Genomic DNA, 19,648 nt, shown 5'->3' on the forward strand with positions numbered 1-19,648 from the left:
AGTGTTTTTACATGGTTACCATTTGGAAGGTTTTTTTGGAAATCTGCTCCAGCAATACTTTTTTGTCTTTGTAGAATTTTTCCAACTTATCCAATTCAGCATTTCTGACAGTAAATAAAGATACGTTTTTTGTCATTTGGGTAATGAAGTTTTGTTGTAATTCTTCATTAAAATCATTTGCAGTTCCAAATTTATCTTCCAGACATAAAGCTAATGAAATTGCTGAATTCTGCATCAAAGAAACTTTAATTTTATACTTTGCCAGAAGCGTAAAAATTAAACTGATGTGATCCTCGGCTATGAAAGAGAAATCTCGTGTTTCTACATTCAGCAATGTTTGATTTTCTTTCAGGATATAACTTTCTATCAATTCATTTTCTGTAGAATTCCCCACTTTAGTTCCTGGTTCTTTAGGCTCTACAAAGGATTTTACAAAAAACGGAATATTTTTTTGCTTAAGTGGCTGAAGTGTTTTTGGATGAATAACAGAAGCTCCATAATAAGCCATCTCAATCGCTTCTTCGTAAGAAATGTGTGACAATAGTTCTACATTCTCGAATTTTCTCGGATCGCCAGTCATCACACCCGGAACGTCTTTCCAGATAGTCATTTCGTCTGCGTTTAAGCAATATGCAAAGATTGCTGCAGTATAATCTGAACCTTCACGACCTAATGTCACTGTAAAATTATTACTTTCAGAACCGATAAATCCCTGAGTCACATAACAGTTGATTTTATCCAGCTTAGAAATATTCTGTTCCGTTTCCTGCCAGTTTACAATACCTTCTCTGTAATTTGTGTCGGTTTTGATGTAATCTCTCGCATCTAACCAATGATTGAAAAACTGAATATCATTAAGATACTCACTCAGAATCTTAGACGAAATCATCTCTCCACAACTCACAACCTGATCGTAAACGAAGTTGTAATTCGGCGATTTATTTCTTCTTAAAAAAGAATCAATATCATCAAAAAATAATGATATCTCCCCAAAAACAGCGTGACCTTCTGAAAATAACCCCTTGGCAATATCGATGTGATTTTTCTTGATTAACTCAATTTCTGCCTGATAATCCTGCTTCTTGAAATAATATTCGACTACTTTTTCCAAAGCATTCGTCGTTTTTCCCATTGCGGAAACCACAACTAAACATTTTTCAAACCCCTGAGTTTCTAGAACCAAGGCTACATTTTTCACACCTTCAGCATCTTTTACAGACGCACCACCAAATTTGTAAACTTTCATTAGATTTTTTACCGTTAAACTTTTTTATTAAGAATTAAGAAGTCGTTAATTGATTATTAACCTTCAAAAATATTAATAATGAACGAAATATAAAAATCAGTCATTTTTTTTCTAATGTTTCAAAGTGAAATAATGAAACCATATTAATGATTTTATGATAAGTATCATCAAAAATTGATAAATTTTGTTTTATTTCTTTGAAAAAAAAATTAGTTTTGTAGAAAATCAAATTAACCCAATATGTCACAACAGGCTTTACAGACTTTAGGAGAATTTATCATTGAAAAGCAGGATGATTTCAAGTATTCTACAGGGGAACTTTCCCGTCTCATCAGTTCCATCAGGATTGCATCAAAAGTCGTCAACCGAGAAGTGAACAAAGCCGGAATTGCTGATATTATTGGAAATGTGGGCAATCAAAATATACAAGGTGAAGATCAGCAAAAACTGGATGTTTTGGCGAATGATATTTTCATCGCTGCATTGTCTCAGAGAGAAGTTGTTTGCGGAATTGCTTCCGAAGAAAGTGATGATTTTATCGAAATCAAATGTACAGAAAATGCACACCTTAGTAAATATGTTGTTTTGATTGATCCTTTGGACGGTTCTTCCAACATTGATGTTAACGTTTCAGTAGGTACAATTTTTTCCATCTACAGAAGAGTTACCAATCCAGGGACCCCTGTTGAACTTAGAGATTTTTTACAAAAAGGCGTTAATCAAGTAGCTGCAGGTTATATTGTTTACGGTTCTTCTACTATGATTGTTTATACCACAGGAAACGGCGTCAATGGATTCACACTTGATCCTTCTATCGGAACTTATTACCTTTCTCATAAAAATATCAAATTTCCAACTTCAGGAAAAATCTACTCAATCAACGAAGGAAATTATGCTAAATTCCCACAAGGCGTGAAAGATTATATCAAATATTGTCAGGAAGAAGCAGGCGACAGGCCTTACACTTCAAGATATATCGGATCTTTGGTTTCTGATTTTCATAGAAATATGCTGAAAGGTGGCATCTACATCTACCCTTCCACTTCACAATCGCCGAATGGAAAATTGAGATTACTTTACGAATGTAATCCGATGGCATTTTTGGCAGAACAAGCTGGCGGAAAATGCAGTGACGGTTTCAAAAGAATTATGGAAATCGAACCGACAGAGCTTCACCAGCGTGTTCCATTTTTCTGTGGTAGCGCAGCAATGGTAACTAAGGCTGAAGAATTTATGACAAAAGCTGTTAATCACAAAGATTAATTTTCAATCTTAATCTATACTAAAGACCGATTTCGTCGGTCTTTTCTTATTTTTGTAAAATGAAGACTGCAAAATTCCATCAATATATTCTCAATTTCAAACAACCTAGCGGAACTTCGCGAGGTGTTCTGAACACGAAAGAAACTTATTTCATAGAAATTTTTGAAGATGACAAAAAAGGAATCGGTGAGTGTTCTCTTTTCCGAGGATTGAGTTTTGATGACGATGATGATTATGAAGATGCTTTGGAATGGGCTTGCCGTAATATCAATCTCAAATTGGAAGAATTACAGGAAGAATTAATCAATCATCCTTCTATTATTTTCGGAATCGAACAGGCTTTACTTAATCTTGAATATCAGGGAGATTTGTATTTTCCAAGTGATTTTACAGATGGAAAACATTCAATTAAAATTAACGGATTAATTTGGATGGGAAATTCGGATTTTATGCAATCTCAGATCAAGGAAAAGTTGGAAAATGATTTCACCTGTATCAAACTAAAAATCGGAACCGATTGGGATTCTGAAAAAGAAATATTAAAATCTTTAAGACAAAAATTCCCAAAAGAAAAAATCGAACTTCGTGTAGATGCCAACGGCGCTTTTTCACCGGAACAGGCTAAAATTGTTTTGCAGGAATTAGCAGATTTGGACATTCATTCTATCGAACAACCAATAGAGGCTGGAAATTGGGAAGCTATGGCAGAACTTTGCAAAAACACACCAACTCCGATTGCTTTGGACGAAGAATTAATCGGTGTTTTAAATTTCGAATCTAAAAAAGACTTGCTAAAAGAAATCGATCCTCAATATATTATTCTGAAACCAAGTTTAATTGGAGGCTTTTCCGGTTCTGATGAATGGATAAATTTGGCAGAAAAAAACAATATTGGTTGGTGGATTACCTCAGCACTTGAAAGCAATATTGGACTGAATGCAATTGCTCAATATACTTACACCAAAAAAAATCCGATGCCACAAGGTTTAGGCACCGGAAGTTTGTTTACCAATAATTTTGAAACACCATTGTTTTTGGAAGGTGAAAATCTTTGGTTCGGAAATTAAATTAATGTAAATTCTGTTTGCTGTAACTATATTCTAGTCGGCACTACTTATTATTAAAAAATATGAGAACATTTCTTATTCTTTTAATAATTGGCACTGCCAATTTTTCGGCACAAAACCTTCTTTCACCAACTAATGTTAAGCTTGATTCAAAATATATCCAAGATGAATCATCGGAAGTAAGCTGGACAATGGAAAACGCTGGTTCAAAATTTGAAATTGGTAAAGTGACCACCGATTTTAAGAAATTAAACAAAAAAGACCTTCTGATAAAAACGACCGTCAAGATGAAACAATCGCCTGAAGCTTGGGTTGATTCTACTATTGTTAAAATTTCAAATTTCCAGCCGGTTTATCATTCGTCTTTAAATTCGATGAGAAATATGTCGATTAGATTTAATAAAAACAAAGCAACCGGATATTATCTTGATAAGAAAACTCAGAAAAAAGATATGATTGATGAAGCTACAACTTCGCCATATTTTGACAGCAACAGTTATCCCGCCTTAATCCGATTTTTACCTTTGAAAGAAAATTATACAACAGAAATTTCTATTTTCGATTATAATCCGACAGCTAAAAAAGGCGTTATCAAAGCTTACATAGAAAAAGTTGAGAAATCTGAATATAATGGTAAAAAAGTTTGGGTTGTAAAAACAACTGATGATATTCAGGATAGAAAAACGGAGAGCACTTATTACATTGATATCGATTCCCGAAAAGTTCTTAAGCAGGAAATCAATGCAGGTGGAAGGAAAATGATAATGGAATAATGAGAACTTACTAATATAAAGTTTACCCAATCGGTAAACTTTTTTTCTGCCAAAATTTCACATCTATAAATAAATTCTGCCAAAATTTAACTTCCATGTTGCATGTTCCGCTTTCCATCGCCATTGGCACATTGTTGGAGATGTAGGAATCAGAATAACATTAAAATTATATACTTATTATGTCAGTAAATTTTAAACCATTAGCAGACAGAGTTTTGGTAGAACCAACTCCAGCTGAAACGAAAACTGCATCTGGATTGATTATCCCAGACACTGCGAAAGAAAAACCACAAGAAGGAACTGTAGTAGCAGTTGGCCCAGGTAAAAAAGACGAGCCAACAACTGTAAAAGTAGGCGACAAAGTTCTTTATGGAAAATATTCTGGAACCGAGTTGAAATTTGAAGGTAAAGATTACTTGATTGTAAAAGAAGGTGACTTACTTGGAATCATTGGTTAAAAATTTGTAAAACGTAAAATAAATTGTACAACGTACATTAATACAACAAAAAATGGCAAAAGAAATAAAATTCGATATAGAATCAAGAGACGCTTTGAAAAGAGGTGTTGACGCATTGGCTAATGCAGTAAAAGTAACTTTGGGACCAAAAGGTAGAAACGTAGTCATCGAAAAATCTTTCGGTGCTCCTCACGTAACTAAAGATGGTGTTTCTGTAGCAAAAGAGATCGAACTAGAAGACAGAGTAGAAAATATGGGTGCCCAAATGGTGAAAGAAGTAGCTTCCAAAACCAATGACATCGCTGGAGATGGTACTACAACTGCAACCGTTCTTGCTCAGGCTATCGTAAGAGAAGGTCTTAAAAACGTAGCAGCCGGCGCTAACCCAATGGACTTGAAAAGAGGTATCGACAAAGCGGTAACTGCTGTTGTTGAAAACTTAAAATCTCAGTCTCAAACTGTTGGTGATTCAACAGAAAAAGTAAAACAGGTAGCTTCTGTTTCTGCAAACAACGACGAAACTATCGGTTCATTGATCGCCGAAGCTTTTGGAAAAGTTGGGAAAGAAGGTGTAATCACTGTTGAGGAAGCAAAAGGTATCGACACAACTGTAGATGTTGTAGAAGGTATGCAGTTTGACAGAGGTTTCCAATCGCCTTATTTTGTAACTAATCCTGAAAAGATGGTTGCTGAACTAGATAATCCTTACATTCTTTTGGTTGAGAAGAAAATCTCTTCTATGAAAGAATTGTTACCAGTTCTTGAGCCAGTTGCACAAGGCGGAAAATCATTATTAATTATTTCTGAAGAAGTTGAAGGTGAAGCTTTGGCAACTTTGGTGGTTAATAAATTAAGAGGTTCTCTTAAAATTGCCGCTGTGAAAGCACCAGGTTTTGGTGACAGAAGAAAAGCAATGTTGGAAGATATCGCAATTCTGACTGGCGGAACTGTAATCTCTGAAGAGAGAGGTTTCACAATGGAAAATGTAACTATCGAAATGTTGGGAACTGCTGAAAAAGTTTCTATCGATAAAGACAATACAACGATTGTAAATGGTGGTGGTGACGAAGCTCAAATTAAAGGCAGAGTTTCTCAAATCAAAGCTCAGATGGAAACGACAACTTCTGATTATGACAAAGAAAAGCTTCAGGAAAGACTGGCTAAATTAGCTGGCGGCGTTGCTGTACTTTACGTAGGTGCTGCATCTGAAGTAGAAATGAAGGAGAAAAAAGACAGAGTGGACGATGCGCTTCACGCAACCAGAGCTGCTGTTGAAGAAGGTATAGTTGCCGGTGGTGGTGTTGCTTTAGTAAGAGCGGTTTCTGCCCTTAACTTCGAAGGTGATAATGCTGACGAAACAACTGGTATCAAAATCGTAAAAAGAGCTATTGAGGAACCATTAAGACAAATCGTTGCTAACGCTGGTGGTGAAGGTTCTGTAATTGTTGCCAAAGTTGCAGAAGGAACTGGAGACTTCGGTTATAATGCTAAAACTGACGAATATGTAAATATGCTGGAAGCGGGAATCATTGACCCAACTAAAGTAACGAGAGTTGCTCTAGAAAACGCAGCTTCAGTTTCAGGAATGCTTCTTACAACCGAATGTGTGATCACTGAAATCAAAAAAGACGAACCTGCAATGCCAATGGGCGGCGGAATGCCAGGAATGATGTAACGGTCAGCGACCGAAGCAAATATATATTAAACCGTTCAGATTTTCTGAGCGGTTTTTTTTTGATTTTTTTAATAATGTTTTCAGTATATTATTTGATTTTTTTTTTATAAAAAAATTAATTACCATTTATGCTGATTCAGGTTTCAAAAGAGTTTAAGAAGAAAAGCAATTCTGCAATTTTCTCAATCATTTTATTCATCATTGTTTATATTTTATTATTCCTTTCCGCAATTGCTTTGACCATTGGCTGTATCGCCGCCGGACTTTGGATTATTAGTATAAAACCGATGTTTTTTACAGTTATGATAGGTATTGGACTTGCCAGCCTTGGGATTTTAATTTCTTATTTCCTGATAAAATTTCTTTTTAAAAAACACATCAATGATAGAAGCGACCTTACTGAAATCACTAGAAATGATGAACCTCAACTCTTCCAAGTGATAGACGAGATCGTAAAAGAAGCAGGAACAGATTTTCCAAAAAAAGTTTATCTGGCTTACGATGTGAACGCCAGCGTTTTCTATGATTCCAGTTTTTGGAGTATGTTTCTGCCCATCAAAAAAAATCTGATTATTGGAATTGGACTTGTTAATGCCTGCACAAAACAAGAGCTGAAGGCTATCTTGGCTCACGAATTCGGACATTTTTCTCAACGGTCTATGAAAGTTGGAGGTTATGTCTATAATGTAAATCAAATCATTTTCAACTTAGTGAACGAAGATGAATCTTACAGAAACACCGTCCAAGATTGGGCCAATGCAAGTGGTTATTTCGCCATCTTCGCAGAATTAGCAATAAAAATAACCCAAGCCATCCAATGGATTCTGCGAAAGATGTATTCCTTCGTTAACATCCGTCATATGGCACTTTCCAGAGAAATGGAGTTTCACGCAGATGAAGTAGCAGCCAATATCGCAGGTTCGATAGCTTTGGAAGAATCACTTCTTAGGCTAGACTTAGCGGGTAATTCTTACAGTTCTGTGATCGATTTTTATAACAGCAAAATCGAAGAAAGCCAAACCAGCAAAAATATTTACAAAGAACAAAATTTCGTAATGAATTTTTTAGCAAAAGAAAGCGAACTGGAACTGAAATATGATCTACCTGTTGTAAAAATCTCTGAAGCCGGACTGTTTAACAAATCCAAATTGATAATAGAAAATCAATGGGCTTCCCATCCTTCTACCGAAGACAGAATTGCCAAACTGCAACAATTAAATATTATAAAAGATTATGACAACAACTCTGCAAGAACTTTGTTCAAAAATATAGATGCTACGGAAGAAAAACTGACTACAAAAATATTTTCCAATGTACAATATGAAAAGCCTAAATCAGAATTAGATCTCGATACTTTTCAAAATGAATTTGAGAAAAATTATAATAAAGATACTTTTGATAAAATCTTCAATAATTATTATGATAACAAAAACCCGAATCAGTTTGACCTGAATTCCTCTACCCCATCAGAGAACGTTTCCAATTTTGAGGATTTATTTTCTAAAGAAAAAGTAGAACTAGTGTATACTTTAATTGCTTTGGAAAATGACAAAAACACCATTTCTTCTATTGCTGATAAAACCATCGACATCAAAACTTTTGATTATGACGGAAGAAAATATAAAGCGAAAGAAGCTAAAATTCTGACTCCAAAACTAGATGAGCAAATCAAAAAATTACAAGAAGAAATTACGCAAAACGATATCAATACTTTCTGAGTTTAGCAAAAGATAAGAATCAAGAATTTGAATTAAGACAATCATTTTCTGAGTATTATGATTATGACAAGTATTACGGTGACAAATTCGGCTTTTTTGCGGAACTCAGCAAAGCTTTAGATTTTGTTAGCACCACAACACCTTTTGAGCGCATTACCAAAAACTTCTTAAAGCTAAAACCGCTGGAAATAAAACTAAAACAAGAGTTACGAGAAATCATCGAAAATCCTTTGCTAAAAGAAGAAATCAGTGAGCAGAATAGAAAAGATTTGGAATATTATATCAATAACGACTTAATATACTTCAATCAAAATGAATATCTGGAGACAAATCTTCAGCACCTATTTTTTGCCGTTAATAGTTATCATTTCTATATTGTAAGAAATTTTTTCTTGCTGAAAAAAGAATTATTACAGAAAATGGCTACATTAAAGCAATCTTAAGCATAAAGAATTCTTTCGTAACTTTAAAACTTAAAACCAAAACAAATGTCAATCAACAACGAATCTGAATTGAAAGGAATGCAGGAAGCCAGCAAAGCGGTCGCCTATACTTTGAAAGCGATGGTAGAGTTTGCAAAACCTGGAATGAGCACAAAAGAGCTGGATGATTTCGGAGGGAAAATTTTAGCTGATTTTGGAGCCAAATCTGCGCCTTATTTAACTTACGGATTTCCGGGATGGACTTGCATCAGTGTAGATAACGAGTTTTGCCACGGGATTCCTTCAGAGAAAAGAATTCTGAAAGAGGGCGATCTCATCAATATTGATGTTTCTGCCGAACTGAATGGCTTTTGGGCAGATAATGGTTCGTCTTTCGTAGTTGGAAAGGATTTTCATCAACATCAGAAATTAGTGGATGCTTCCAAGGAGATTTTGAAAAAAGCCATCAATCAGATCAAAGGTGGTGTGAAAATTTCTGACATTGGACATCTGATGGAAACCGAAGCCAAAAAGAGGGGCTACAAGGTTATTAAGAATCTAGGAGGCCACGGCATCGGAAGAAGTTTACACGAGCAACCAGATGAATTACTGAATTACAGAAATAGATTTGACCAAAGAAGATTTAAGAAAAACTCTGTTGTTGCAATAGAAACTTTTATTTCGACTTCTTCATCTATTGCTGATACAACTAACGATGGCTGGACAATGGTTGGAAACAAAGGCGGTTTTATGGCGCAACACGAGCACACGATTGTAATTACGGATGGGAAACCAATCATCCTCACAGAAATGAATGAAATCTGGAATTAAAACCAGAATTATATAAAACAAAAAACCATCTCGTTTTGAGATGGTTTTTTGTTTTAATGTAAGATAATCTTAGTCGATAATTTCGTATTCAATAGCGATAGTACCTTTTCTGGTATCTGCGATTGAACTAAATGCAGCTTTAGATAAATCAAAGGCTCTTGACGAATGGTAAGGACCTCTATCATTTACTTTCACTACAACACTTTTCCCTGAAATCAAATTAGTAATTTTTACTTCTGTTCCAAAAGGAAGGGTTTTGTTAGCAGCGGTTAACTCACTGTTACTGAAAATTTCTCCGCTTGCTGTTTTCCTACCATTAAACTTATCGTGGTAGAACGATGCAAAACTTGTTTTGGCATCTGTGGCATCACTCTTGAAGGAATAAATGCCAAGTGTTGAAATCATCATTATGATTACGAGAATAACTCTTTTCATCATTTTGAATATATTTATTGGTTTTGACTCTGCAAAGATATTCGGAATGATTACTGAAACCTCGCTTTTGAAGTTTGACTAGCAGATTCGAGGTAAAAACTAATTTTTGGAAGCTGTAATACAGCTATAGTACGCAGATTAGAAGATTTGTTAAATAATGTTAATTTATTTTCAGTTTTGTTAATTATATTCATCAATTAAGACTGAGACAAAATATTAATATTACTGAAAATCAGACAATTAAATATTAAACAATAATTTGATTAAATTAATTAAAATCATTTTTAAATTAATGTTAGCTAAATATAAACTCATCTAAATCAAATAACTTACATATTTGATAAAAATTAATAGTATATTTTATTAATAATTCAATATATTAAAATTTACATTATTTACGGGATACAATAAAATTATAAAATACTGAATTACAACAACTTAATTGAAAACGAATATTTTTTTAACATAAAACAAAAAAACCACCTTAATATTAAGATGGTTTTAATTAATAATTTTATGAATTACACCAATTCTCCAATCAAATCGTAATCCTCAGCTGAAGTAATTTTGACATTGGCAAATTCTCCAATCGAGATATAGACATCTTTTGCAGGCACTAAAACTGTGTTATCTACATCGGGTGAATCATACTCTGTACGTCCAACAAAATAATCACCTTCCTTTCTGTCAAAAATACATTTAAAGGTTTTTCCAATTTTTTCCTGGTTTTTCTCCCAAGAAATCTGTTGTTGGATTTCCATAATATCCTCTACTCTTTTCTGCTTCACTTCATCCGGAATATTATCTTCCAAAACGTAAGCCGTTGTATTTTCTTCGTGAGAATAAGTGAAGCAACCTAATCTGTCAAATCTTTGATCTCTTACCCATTGTTTCAGTTCTTCGAACTTTTCTTCTGTTTCACCCGGAAATCCAACAATTAAGGTTGTTCTAATAGCCATATCCGGAACTTTCTCACGGAATTTATCCAGAAGTGCATTTGTTTTTTCAAATGTTGTTCCTCGTTTCATGGCCTTCAACAATTCTGTATTGATGTGCTGAAGTGGAATATCAATGTAGTTACAGATTTTAGGTTCTGTTCTGATAATATCTAAAACATCCTCCGGAAAACCTGTCGGGAACGCATAATGAAGACGAATCCACTCGATTCCTTCTACTTTGATTAATTCCTTCAAAAGTTCTCCAAGAGCTCTTTTTTTATAAATATCCAAACCATAAAAAGTCAAATCCTGAGCAATAAGAATCAATTCTTTAACACCTTTCTTTGCTAATTTCTGGGCTTCTATGATTAATTTTTCAATCGGAGTTGAAATATGATTCCCCCTCATCAATGGGATTGCACAGAATGAACAAGGTCTATCGCAACCTTCAGAAATCTTTAGATAGGCGTAATGCTTAGGAGTCGTTGTCAGTCTCTCACCTACCAATTCGTGTTTGTAATCGGCACCAAGATGTTTTAACAAAATCGGTAAATCACGCGTTCCAAAATATTGGTCAACATCCGGAATCTCACGAATCAAGTCCGGTTTGTATCTTTCTGACAAACAACCCGTCACGAAAACCTTTTCCACAATACCCTGATTCTTCAAATCAACATACTCCAAAATGGTGTTGATACTTTCTTCTTTCGCATTATCAATAAATCCGCAGGTGTTAATCACTACAACATCACCTTTTTCCTCGTGAACGACTTTTTTTCCATTCGCTTCCAGCTGACCCATCAAAACTTCTGAGTCATAGACATTTTTGGAACATCCAAGTGTCACGATATTAATTTTCTTTTTACCTACAGATTTGGTACGCATTATCTACAATTTTAAGTTTGCAAATTTAGGAATAAAAAAAGGAATCAATTTTTGATTCCTTGTTATTTGTATTTATTAAAAATAGATTACTAATAAGCCTGCTCGTCTCCTTTGACAATATTATAAAACGTAAGAAATATAATTTTAAGATCTAAGAAAAACGACCAATGCTGTATGTACCAAATATCCTTTTCTATTCTTCTCTCCATATCTCTGTCCGAAAATATCTCACCTCTGGAACCCATGACTTGTGCCCAACCTGTAATTCCGGGTTTTACAATGTGTCTTGTCATGTACTTCTTTGTTATCTTAGAGTATTGCTCTGTCTGCGAAAGCATATGAGGTCTAGGTCCGACCACTGACATATCACCAAGAAAAACATTGATAAACTGTGGCAATTCATCTATACTGGTTTTTCTCATAAAGGCTCCAAATTTGGTTATTCTGGAATCATTTTTCTTGGCTATCTGCAAATCTGCAATCTCATTAACTGCCATACTACGAAACTTCACACAATCGAAAGGTTTATTTTTTAAACCTGACCTTTTTTGCAAGAAAAAAACAGGCCCTTTACTTTCCAATTTTATTATTAATGCTATAATTGGCATTAACCAAGATAAGAGGAAAACAATTACAAACAGCGAAAACAAAATATCAAAAGACCTTTTTAAAAGTTGTTTTTTTGGATTAGACAAAGGTTCCTTGATTAGTTTAAGGAAAGGCATCTCATGGATCACATCAACATAGTAAGATCCCAAATGACTATTTTTAAATTCGGGAACCATATAGATTCTAATCATTTTATGTTCTGCAATATCTACAATTTTCTCATACAGATCTATATCAATTTTATCATCACAGAAGATAATATTATTAATTTTCACAGTTTCCAAATCGGAGAAAAGTTGGTTGATATCGCCAATATTTTTTTCTTTACAATTATCTTTATCATATGTATAAGAACTTCTAATACCCAGACTTCTTCTAAGTCTTCTGTCAGACATCAATAATTTGGAATAATTACTTTCTCCAACAATTACCGTACTGAAGGCATATAGCTTTCTTCCTATGGCCACTCTATTTTTTTTCCTGTATAAAAATAAAATAAACCTGCTTGTAAACATTAAAAAGCTTACTACTATAAAATACAGTGAAAATTTGGCATAATTGATATTTTGTGAAAATACCAAAAAAAGATAAATCAGAAAAAATATAATAAAAAGAAAACAAGACTTTGTAAGTGCATTGAACTGCAGCGATGATTCTTGTAATGTATTGGATTTATAGAGCCTTGTAAGCTGAGTAATTATAAACCAGGAAAAATTGACAATAACAAATTGAATTTTGTAATCTATATTAAACAGATCACTTCTCTGGTCTTCAAAAAAGTAAAAGTTGTATAAATAAAGAAAAAGATTGATTACAATATAATCTACAACAAGAAATATTTTCGGTAAGTGCCTAAATAGATAAACAATCATATATCCAGCTCTATTAGATTATAGTCATTCCTAACTTTGCAACAAGGTAAGTGAATGAATTCATTAAAGTGTTTTTTGTGTTTTTGAGTATGTATCAAAAGTTTTTGGCTGAAAGAGGTGTAAGAACAGCATCTTTGTCAGAAAGTAAAATATCCTCCAAAGGCAATTGCCAATCTATCGCAAGATCCGCATCATTCCATAACACGCCACCTTCAAAAGCTTTGTTATAAAAATTATCACACTTGTAAGAAAACACAGCAGTCTCAGAAAGTACGGAAAAACCATGTCCGAAACCTCTTGGAACGTATAGCTGTAATTTATTTTCTTCTGTAAGTTCGATACCGAACCATTGACCAAATGTCGGAGAATCTTGTCGAAGATCTACTGCCACATCAAAAACTCTTCCTTCCAAGCAAGAAACCAATTTTGCCTGTGCATGCTCTCCTTTCTGAAGATGCAAACCTCTTAGAACGCCATAAGACGATTTCGAAATGTTATCTTGAACAAAATGCCCGTTTTGACCAGAGAGTTCTGTAAACTTTTGTTCATTGAATTTCTCATAAAAATAACCTCTATCATCATTATAAACAGTTGGCTCGATTATGTAGCAATCTTTGAGAGGTGTTTCTTTTATTCTCATATAATTATTATCCCAAAGTGGAATCTATTTTTTTTAATTCTTGTTCAAATACAGCTTTTTTGAGTGCTGAACTGGAAAATCTGTGATCTCTCTTGTTAAAATAGATTTGGATACCCTTCATTTCGCAATAATCTTTACCCGTGAAGTTTTTATCTCTATAATCATCACCAATTATTCTTACATCAATTACAAAAGATTTTAGAATATCCATCAAATCTTCTTCTGTATTATAAGGGATAATTTCGTCAACTGACCGACAAGCTTTCAGCTGTATGTATCGTTCTACAACAGATTGTGATGGTTTATTTTTTTGTGGTCTATCGATGGTTGGATCCATCTGAAGACCTACAATGAGATAATCACAAACAGTCTTGGCTTCTTCCAACATTTTAATGTGACCAGCGTGAAGTAAATCGAATGCCGAGAATGTTATACCTATTTTTTCTGTTTTCATGTTTTAGTCCTATGATTGCAAAAATAGAAAATAATTGTTGTTTATTTCTAAAAAAAACATTTAAGTAACAATTTCTTTTTATTAAGTAAACTTCTTGTCTTGGATTATCTTAGAATAAGCAATTATGGAGTCTAGATATGATAATTTACCATTATAAGGTTTATTTTCCTGATAAAACCAAATAATACAATGTCTTGGAACCTGTGTCAGTCAAATTATAAATCAGTTGATTATTGGTCAACTTCATTTGTTTTGATGATAATAACTTGGGTTCTAAAAGTACATTTTCACCAGTATTAGGAATCTGATATACTTTTAGATTAAAATTTTTATATTTTTTCAAGTCTTTATTTTTCAGTAGGTTTTTGGCTGATATCCTCACTTGATTAATGTTATACTTGCTATTGTTAGCTACAATTAAATGAATATTCTTATCATCATAGGAAACGAAAGGTATGAGATTACTCTCATCAGAGTGAGCCCTAACTCTATTTTGTAGACTTAGATTATATAATTTATATGCCCACCAAGCCGATCTTGGTTTTCCTTTTTGATCCAAAATACCATCCATAGAATTATTATTGCAGTTGGATACGCCGTTGCTTTCTTCCCAACATGCTTTGCAGGCTCCATCTATTCCACTTTCTTCTAAAGATTTAAGAGTTTGTAAAATCTCTGTAGGATTAAACTGAATATCTGCAAACACTACTTCGTTAAGGATTATTTTTTTCACGCCAACTTTAGCATATCTATTGCTAAGAATCACTTTTAGTTCTGCAATATCTTTTTTAATATCCTGAAATTCTTTATCACCATAACGCCATTCATGCCAACTCATCACATCAAGTCTAACATTATTGTCCAGGCAGAACTGAAGAAAACGGTCTATTTGCTTTGGATCATATTTATCGTAAGAAGGTCCCGATATGAGAGCCTTATCACCGCCTGGCTGGGAACGAATAATATCATGGGCTTTTTTAAAAATGGAAAAAAATTCTTTTTCTTCAAAACTTGATTCATTCCAAATATCATAGATTACCGAATTACCCATTTGCTGATACATATTTTTCAATAATACAACAAGCTTATCTGTTTTCAAAGGGTCTTCCCACTTTTTGTGAGTCTCGTAAGGATAGCCATATTTATCACTTACAACCATGATTGGTGTGATGTTATTCTTTCGCATATAATCTATCTCCTCCATAGAATTAAAAGACCACCCTATTCTCCAATACTTTGGTTTCAGTTTTTTAATATCACTATCCAAAGTTTTAATATCCTGATAGTGAAGGAATCCAGACATAGAATTAATATTTGAAGGTTTAACACTCAAATCAATATCGATGCTTGCCTTCTCTTTTTTGCTCTGACAGCTAACAAATACCAACTGATTAAAAATCAGAAAGAGAAAAATTTTCCTGAATAGTATCATATTAGAATTATCTAAATTATAAATTCTCTAATAGCTTTGTAAATTTATCATTAAAAGAAAATGGACTAAATTTTTCGGCATTTTCTCTAATGTCTTTTGTATTAAAATGACTTCCAATAATCTCGAACTTTTGCACCGCCTCGATAATTGATTCTTCAGTTTGTTCGTTAAAAAAGATACCCGTTTTCTCATCTATCACAGTCTCCAGAGCACCTCCTTTTCTATATGCAATAACAGGAGTTCCAGCCGCCTGTGCTTCTAACGGAACTATTCCAAAATCTTCTTCTGCTGCAAAAACAAAAGCTTTTGCCCTTTGTATATGATCTTTCAGGACTGCAAAAGTCTGATAGCCCATCAACGTAATGTTGGATGTTGCCAGTTTTTCTATCTTGTTATAATCTGGTCCTGTACCTATAACTATCAGCTTTTTATCTGGCATTTTTGAGAAAGCACTTACGATAAGGTCTATCTTTTTGTAAGGAACCATTCTGGAACAAGTTATGTAGAAATCATCTTTTGTGTGATGATACTCGAACTCATCAATCTCTATTGGGGGATAGATAGTAACAGAGTCCCGGTTATAGACTTTTTTAATTCTTTCTTTGATAAAATTAGAATTACTTACGAATTGATCTACACGGTTGAGTGAAGCAATATCCCAAATTCTCAGTTTATGTAAAAAATATTTGACAACAAAAGCCTTTAATCCTTTTTTCAGATTTGCTTCTTCCAAATACTGATGGTGTAGATCCCACGCATAGCGTACTGGAGAATGGCAGTAGCATATATGTTTTTGTGTTGATGTGGTAAGAACACCTTTGGCAACACAATATGAAGAACTAATCACAAGATCATATCCCCGAAGATCAAAACTCTCTATAGCCATTGTAAAGAAAGGAAGATAGTTTCTATATTTCGTTTTTGAAAAAGGGAAATTTTGAATAAAAGATGCAGTTACTTTTGTTTCTTCTATATCCAGCTTTTTCAAAACTTCTTTATTGTAAACTAAAGTATATATATCTGCATCAGGATAGATGTCAAGAATTTGTTTAAATACTTTTTCTGCTCCACCCAATTCCGTTAGCCAATCTTGAACTAATGCTACTTTCATGATTATTAATAAATGTTTTTGAGAGATTAAAAATTGATCTCTTTTTTTCCAAATTTATATTTTACGTAAAATACAGAAAAATAGTACATAATGATTAATCTTTTAATAATTTTTTCTGACAAAGGATTATTACTTCTTGTTAAGAGATTATTTCCGACTACAGTAACACTGGCTGCAGATTTCCTGTAGAGGAGATAGGGTTCTGGTAAGAAAAAGACTTTACCCGTTATTTCTGCTACAAGTCCGATCCAAATATCAAAACCAACTTTTCTGTCTTTTGGAAATGGTAAAGCGTAATTTAAAACTGATTTTCGGAATGCCATACAGGAGCCGTAATACGTATTATTTATAAGATTCTTCACAATGCCTTTTCTGGAATGATATAAGGCAAAGAACGAATGGTGTGTCACATTTAGGTTTTCATCCGTAACTTTGGAATTGGTCACAACAAGATCATATTTTTCAAGATGTTTTACAACAACTTCATATTTACCAGGTAACCATATATCATCTTGATCTGATAAAAAAATAATTTCTCCTGTAGAATTCAAGAGTGCATTTTCAAAATTAGAGGTATAACCTTTTTCACCGTTGTTAAGAATCACCTTCACTCTATAATCATCGAGAGAATTTATAAATTCTATAGTTCTGTCGCTTGAGTGATCATCTGAAACAATTACTTCATCATCACGCCCTATTTGATTCAAAATAGATGTTAATTGTTCTACAATATACTTCTCGCCATTATAAGTTGCAATACAAACGCTTACTTTCATTAGTTTCTTTTATCAAATTATGGCTTAGACAGCCCTTGATTAATTCCTCTGATTATCGACTTCAACTTTGCGTATTTATCTCGTTCAAAAAAAACAACAGAAACAATCCTAAGTATAATGTATTTTATGACCAAATGAATTTTTCTTTTAAATTCAAATAAGTCGGGATATTTTCGCCAAATATAGATTTGATTTTTTATCAGGAAAAATGTACGAAATGCCGAATAGTTGTCTGACAGTTTACTTACAAAAGATTGATCAGAGTAGCCAATATTATGATTGAGAATAATTTTTGGAAAAATGACTGTACTTAGCCCAGAAGTTTTAGCAATCCTGTAACAGTACTCAAAATCCACAGCATCAATAAAAAAATCCTCATTAAAAAAATGACCTTTTATAAAATTTGTTTTAGGAAATATAGAGCCAGATGTTATACATTCATTGACTACCAAACTATCAAAATCACCACTATAAGCTAGACTATCATTTGAAATATAATTGGTACCAAAAACCCCAATTTCTTCCTGGTTGTTTTCTGTAACGAGTTTTTTATATTGATTTAAAACACCGAAGTCAAAACTACTATCCTGATCAAAAGTTACAAAATAATCGCAGTCATAATCCAAAAGATGCCAGATACTTTGGTTCAAAGCAGCGCCTATTCCTAGATTACTGCCTACTCCCATAACAATAACTTTGTCACTTATATTTTTTAAATCATCTTCCTTGTAATTCCGTTTATCAATTGGTGTATTTTCCCAAATAACAAGAAAATCCAAATCGTCAATATAAGAATTGATATTTTTTTGTAATTCTGGAATATCAGGAAAAAAAGTGATTACAACACCTGCTAATTTCATCATAACGTTTTATAGAAAATCTTTTTTTAAATCTAAGTAAAAATCGTTTATAAAAAAAGATTTACATCTTGTATTTTCTATTTTTGAAATATTAAAAAAGCCAAGATTTATATTGTTCATAAAATTCCGAAATATCTATCATGTAGTATATCTGGGCAAAAGAAAAGATAATTAAAATAACCCAGGCTATATATTTGAATTTAGGTGCAAAAACGTAAGTTAACATAGGAAACAGTAATAACTGAGCCACAGATAATAACTCAAATGTTCTGATTGAAAATACCGATGCTGTAACACTGAAGGAGAAAAACAGGAAAAGTGAAATTATATGAATCCTGAACAAGACTTCAAATCCTTCTATTTTTTTCAGCTTATTATAGTAGAATCCTAAGAAAACAGTCATAAACAAAGCTATTAAGATTCTAAAACTAAAAATATTGACATCTTCCTCTTTAGTTTTTTCCATCAAATCCAAATAGGCTTTAACTTTTGGAAAAACCTTATCTAATAGAAGTAATGTTAAGAGATTAACTTTTGTTGCTATTAATATAAAGGAAAGTATTAATGAGTAATAATAGTATTTTATCTTAACATTTAATCTTATGACGATGAAAATGGCAAAAAAGATTACACTGGATGTATGAAAAATCATTGCAAGGCAAATCATCAAAAGGCTTTTCTTATACATTCCTTTGTATAAATAAGGTAAACTGAGAAGAAAAACACCTCCGGCAATACCAGCTCTAATGGTTATCATTTCCATCATAAGGTAGAGATAAGTAAAGTAGATAATGAAGCCCAGAAAAAAATTATTAGCATATTTTTTCAGAGCAATCAATTTGGTAGCTACTCCCAAAAAAGCAAAGCAAAGAAAACTCCCGTTTATAATATCCGTTTTACTACCAAAAAAAAGTTTCAGAAAGTTTGGAATAATATAAATAATTGGTTCTAAAGTCACATTATTATCAACAAAGTCCTTGTAGCTATCTTCACTAAATCTGAAAAAATTCTTGTACATCTTAAAGTCAGGCGCTATCTCCGTCCGCGTACCTGCAAATAAGGCAAGTGCTATAATTAGTATTGTAACAACAATATTTTTGAACTTGTAGTTTCCTGCTAAAGCCAAAATTGATGTTACGACAAAAAATAAATAGTAAGTCATAAGTGTTAATAATCTGTCTTA

18 protein-coding genes are annotated in these 19,648 nt (G+C 33.1%); 7 read left to right on the top strand and 11 right to left on the bottom strand.

Features of this window, described 5'->3' with window-relative positions; all coding sequences use genetic code 11:
* Positions 1–7: 7 nt before the first annotated feature.
* Positions 8–1,246 carry an aspartate kinase gene (locus tag BUR19_RS11550; protein ID WP_074235460.1) on the bottom strand — a complete coding sequence of 413 codons (1,239 nt, stop codon included), beginning with the start codon at positions 1,244–1,246 and terminating at the stop codon, positions 8–10.
* 240 nt (positions 1,247–1,486) lie between these two features.
* On the opposite strand from BUR19_RS11550, the gene fbp reads away from it, so the two are divergent.
* From fbp to map, 7 genes are all read left to right on the top strand, one after another.
* On the top strand, positions 1,487–2,509 hold the full coding sequence (fbp, locus tag BUR19_RS11555) for a class 1 fructose-bisphosphatase (protein ID WP_074235461.1): 1,023 nt from the start codon (positions 1,487–1,489) through the stop codon (positions 2,507–2,509).
* Positions 2,510–2,568: 59 nt separating this feature from the next.
* On the top strand, positions 2,569–3,576 hold the full coding sequence (locus BUR19_RS11560; protein ID WP_074235462.1) for an o-succinylbenzoate synthase: 1,008 nt from the start codon (positions 2,569–2,571) through the stop codon (positions 3,574–3,576).
* Positions 3,577–3,638: 62 nt separating this feature from the next.
* Positions 3,639–4,349 (top strand): DUF3108 domain-containing protein, encoded by a 711-nt coding sequence (locus BUR19_RS11565; protein WP_074235463.1) that lies wholly within the window; start codon positions 3,639–3,641, stop codon positions 4,347–4,349.
* A gap of 179 nt (positions 4,350–4,528) precedes the next feature.
* The gene (locus tag BUR19_RS11570) at positions 4,529–4,807 is read left to right on the top strand and encodes a co-chaperone GroES (RefSeq protein WP_074235464.1); all 279 of its coding nucleotides are present in this window, start codon (positions 4,529–4,531) and stop codon (positions 4,805–4,807) included.
* 52 nt (positions 4,808–4,859) lie between these two features.
* On the top strand, positions 4,860–6,482 hold the full coding sequence (groL, locus tag BUR19_RS11575) for a chaperonin GroEL (RefSeq protein ID WP_074235465.1): 1,623 nt from the start codon (positions 4,860–4,862) through the stop codon (positions 6,480–6,482).
* A gap of 128 nt (positions 6,483–6,610) precedes the next feature.
* Positions 6,611–8,200, top strand: coding sequence for a M48 family metallopeptidase (locus BUR19_RS11580; RefSeq protein WP_083600755.1), 1,590 nt, complete (start codon positions 6,611–6,613; stop codon positions 8,198–8,200).
* A gap of 488 nt (positions 8,201–8,688) precedes the next feature.
* Entirely contained in the window at positions 8,689–9,453 is a 765-nt protein-coding gene (gene map, locus BUR19_RS11585) for a type I methionyl aminopeptidase (RefSeq protein WP_074235466.1), read from the top strand.
* A 69-nt stretch (positions 9,454–9,522) separates the two neighbouring features.
* On the opposite strand, the gene BUR19_RS11590 is transcribed toward map, so the two are convergent.
* From BUR19_RS11590 to BUR19_RS11635, 10 genes are all read right to left on the bottom strand, one after another.
* Complete coding sequence (locus tag BUR19_RS11590; RefSeq protein WP_074235467.1) at positions 9,523–9,891, bottom strand: septal ring lytic transglycosylase RlpA family protein; 369 nt, start codon at positions 9,889–9,891, stop codon at positions 9,523–9,525.
* Between the two features lie 518 nt (positions 9,892–10,409).
* Positions 10,410–11,711 (bottom strand): 30S ribosomal protein S12 methylthiotransferase RimO, encoded by a 1,302-nt coding sequence (rimO, locus tag BUR19_RS11595; protein ID WP_074235468.1) that lies wholly within the window; start codon positions 11,709–11,711, stop codon positions 10,410–10,412.
* Between the two features lie 89 nt (positions 11,712–11,800).
* Complete coding sequence (locus BUR19_RS11600; RefSeq protein ID WP_074235469.1) at positions 11,801–13,192, bottom strand: exopolysaccharide biosynthesis polyprenyl glycosylphosphotransferase; 1,392 nt, start codon at positions 13,190–13,192, stop codon at positions 11,801–11,803.
* 94 nt (positions 13,193–13,286) lie between these two features.
* On the bottom strand, positions 13,287–13,832 hold the full coding sequence (rfbC, locus tag BUR19_RS11605) for a dTDP-4-dehydrorhamnose 3,5-epimerase (RefSeq protein ID WP_074235470.1): 546 nt from the start codon (positions 13,830–13,832) through the stop codon (positions 13,287–13,289).
* Between the two features lie 7 nt (positions 13,833–13,839).
* Entirely contained in the window at positions 13,840–14,286 is a 447-nt protein-coding gene (locus tag BUR19_RS11610) for an adenylyltransferase/cytidyltransferase family protein (protein WP_074235471.1), read from the bottom strand.
* Positions 14,287–14,446: 160 nt separating this feature from the next.
* Complete coding sequence (locus BUR19_RS11615) at positions 14,447–15,589, bottom strand: hypothetical protein (RefSeq protein WP_139297318.1); 1,143 nt, start codon at positions 15,587–15,589, stop codon at positions 14,447–14,449.
* Positions 15,590–15,734: 145 nt separating this feature from the next.
* Positions 15,735–16,829, bottom strand: a complete 1,095-nt coding sequence (locus BUR19_RS11620; protein ID WP_074235473.1) for a glycosyltransferase — start codon at positions 16,827–16,829, stop codon at positions 15,735–15,737.
* 26 nt (positions 16,830–16,855) lie between these two features.
* Complete coding sequence (locus BUR19_RS11625) at positions 16,856–17,605, bottom strand: glycosyltransferase family 2 protein (RefSeq protein ID WP_074235474.1); 750 nt, start codon at positions 17,603–17,605, stop codon at positions 16,856–16,858.
* Positions 17,606–17,622: 17 nt separating this feature from the next.
* Positions 17,623–18,468 carry a glycosyltransferase family protein gene (locus BUR19_RS11630; RefSeq protein ID WP_074235475.1) on the bottom strand — a complete coding sequence of 282 codons (846 nt, stop codon included), beginning with the start codon at positions 18,466–18,468 and terminating at the stop codon, positions 17,623–17,625.
* An 88-nt stretch (positions 18,469–18,556) separates the two neighbouring features.
* Positions 18,557–19,591 carry an EpsG family protein gene (locus tag BUR19_RS11635; RefSeq protein ID WP_175565897.1) on the bottom strand — a complete coding sequence of 345 codons (1,035 nt, stop codon included), beginning with the start codon at positions 19,589–19,591 and terminating at the stop codon, positions 18,557–18,559.
* Positions 19,592–19,648: the final 57 nt, after the last annotated feature.

The sequence above is a fragment of the Epilithonimonas zeae genome, from assembly GCF_900141765.1.
Taxonomy (GTDB): domain Bacteria; phylum Bacteroidota; class Bacteroidia; order Flavobacteriales; family Weeksellaceae; genus Epilithonimonas; species Epilithonimonas zeae.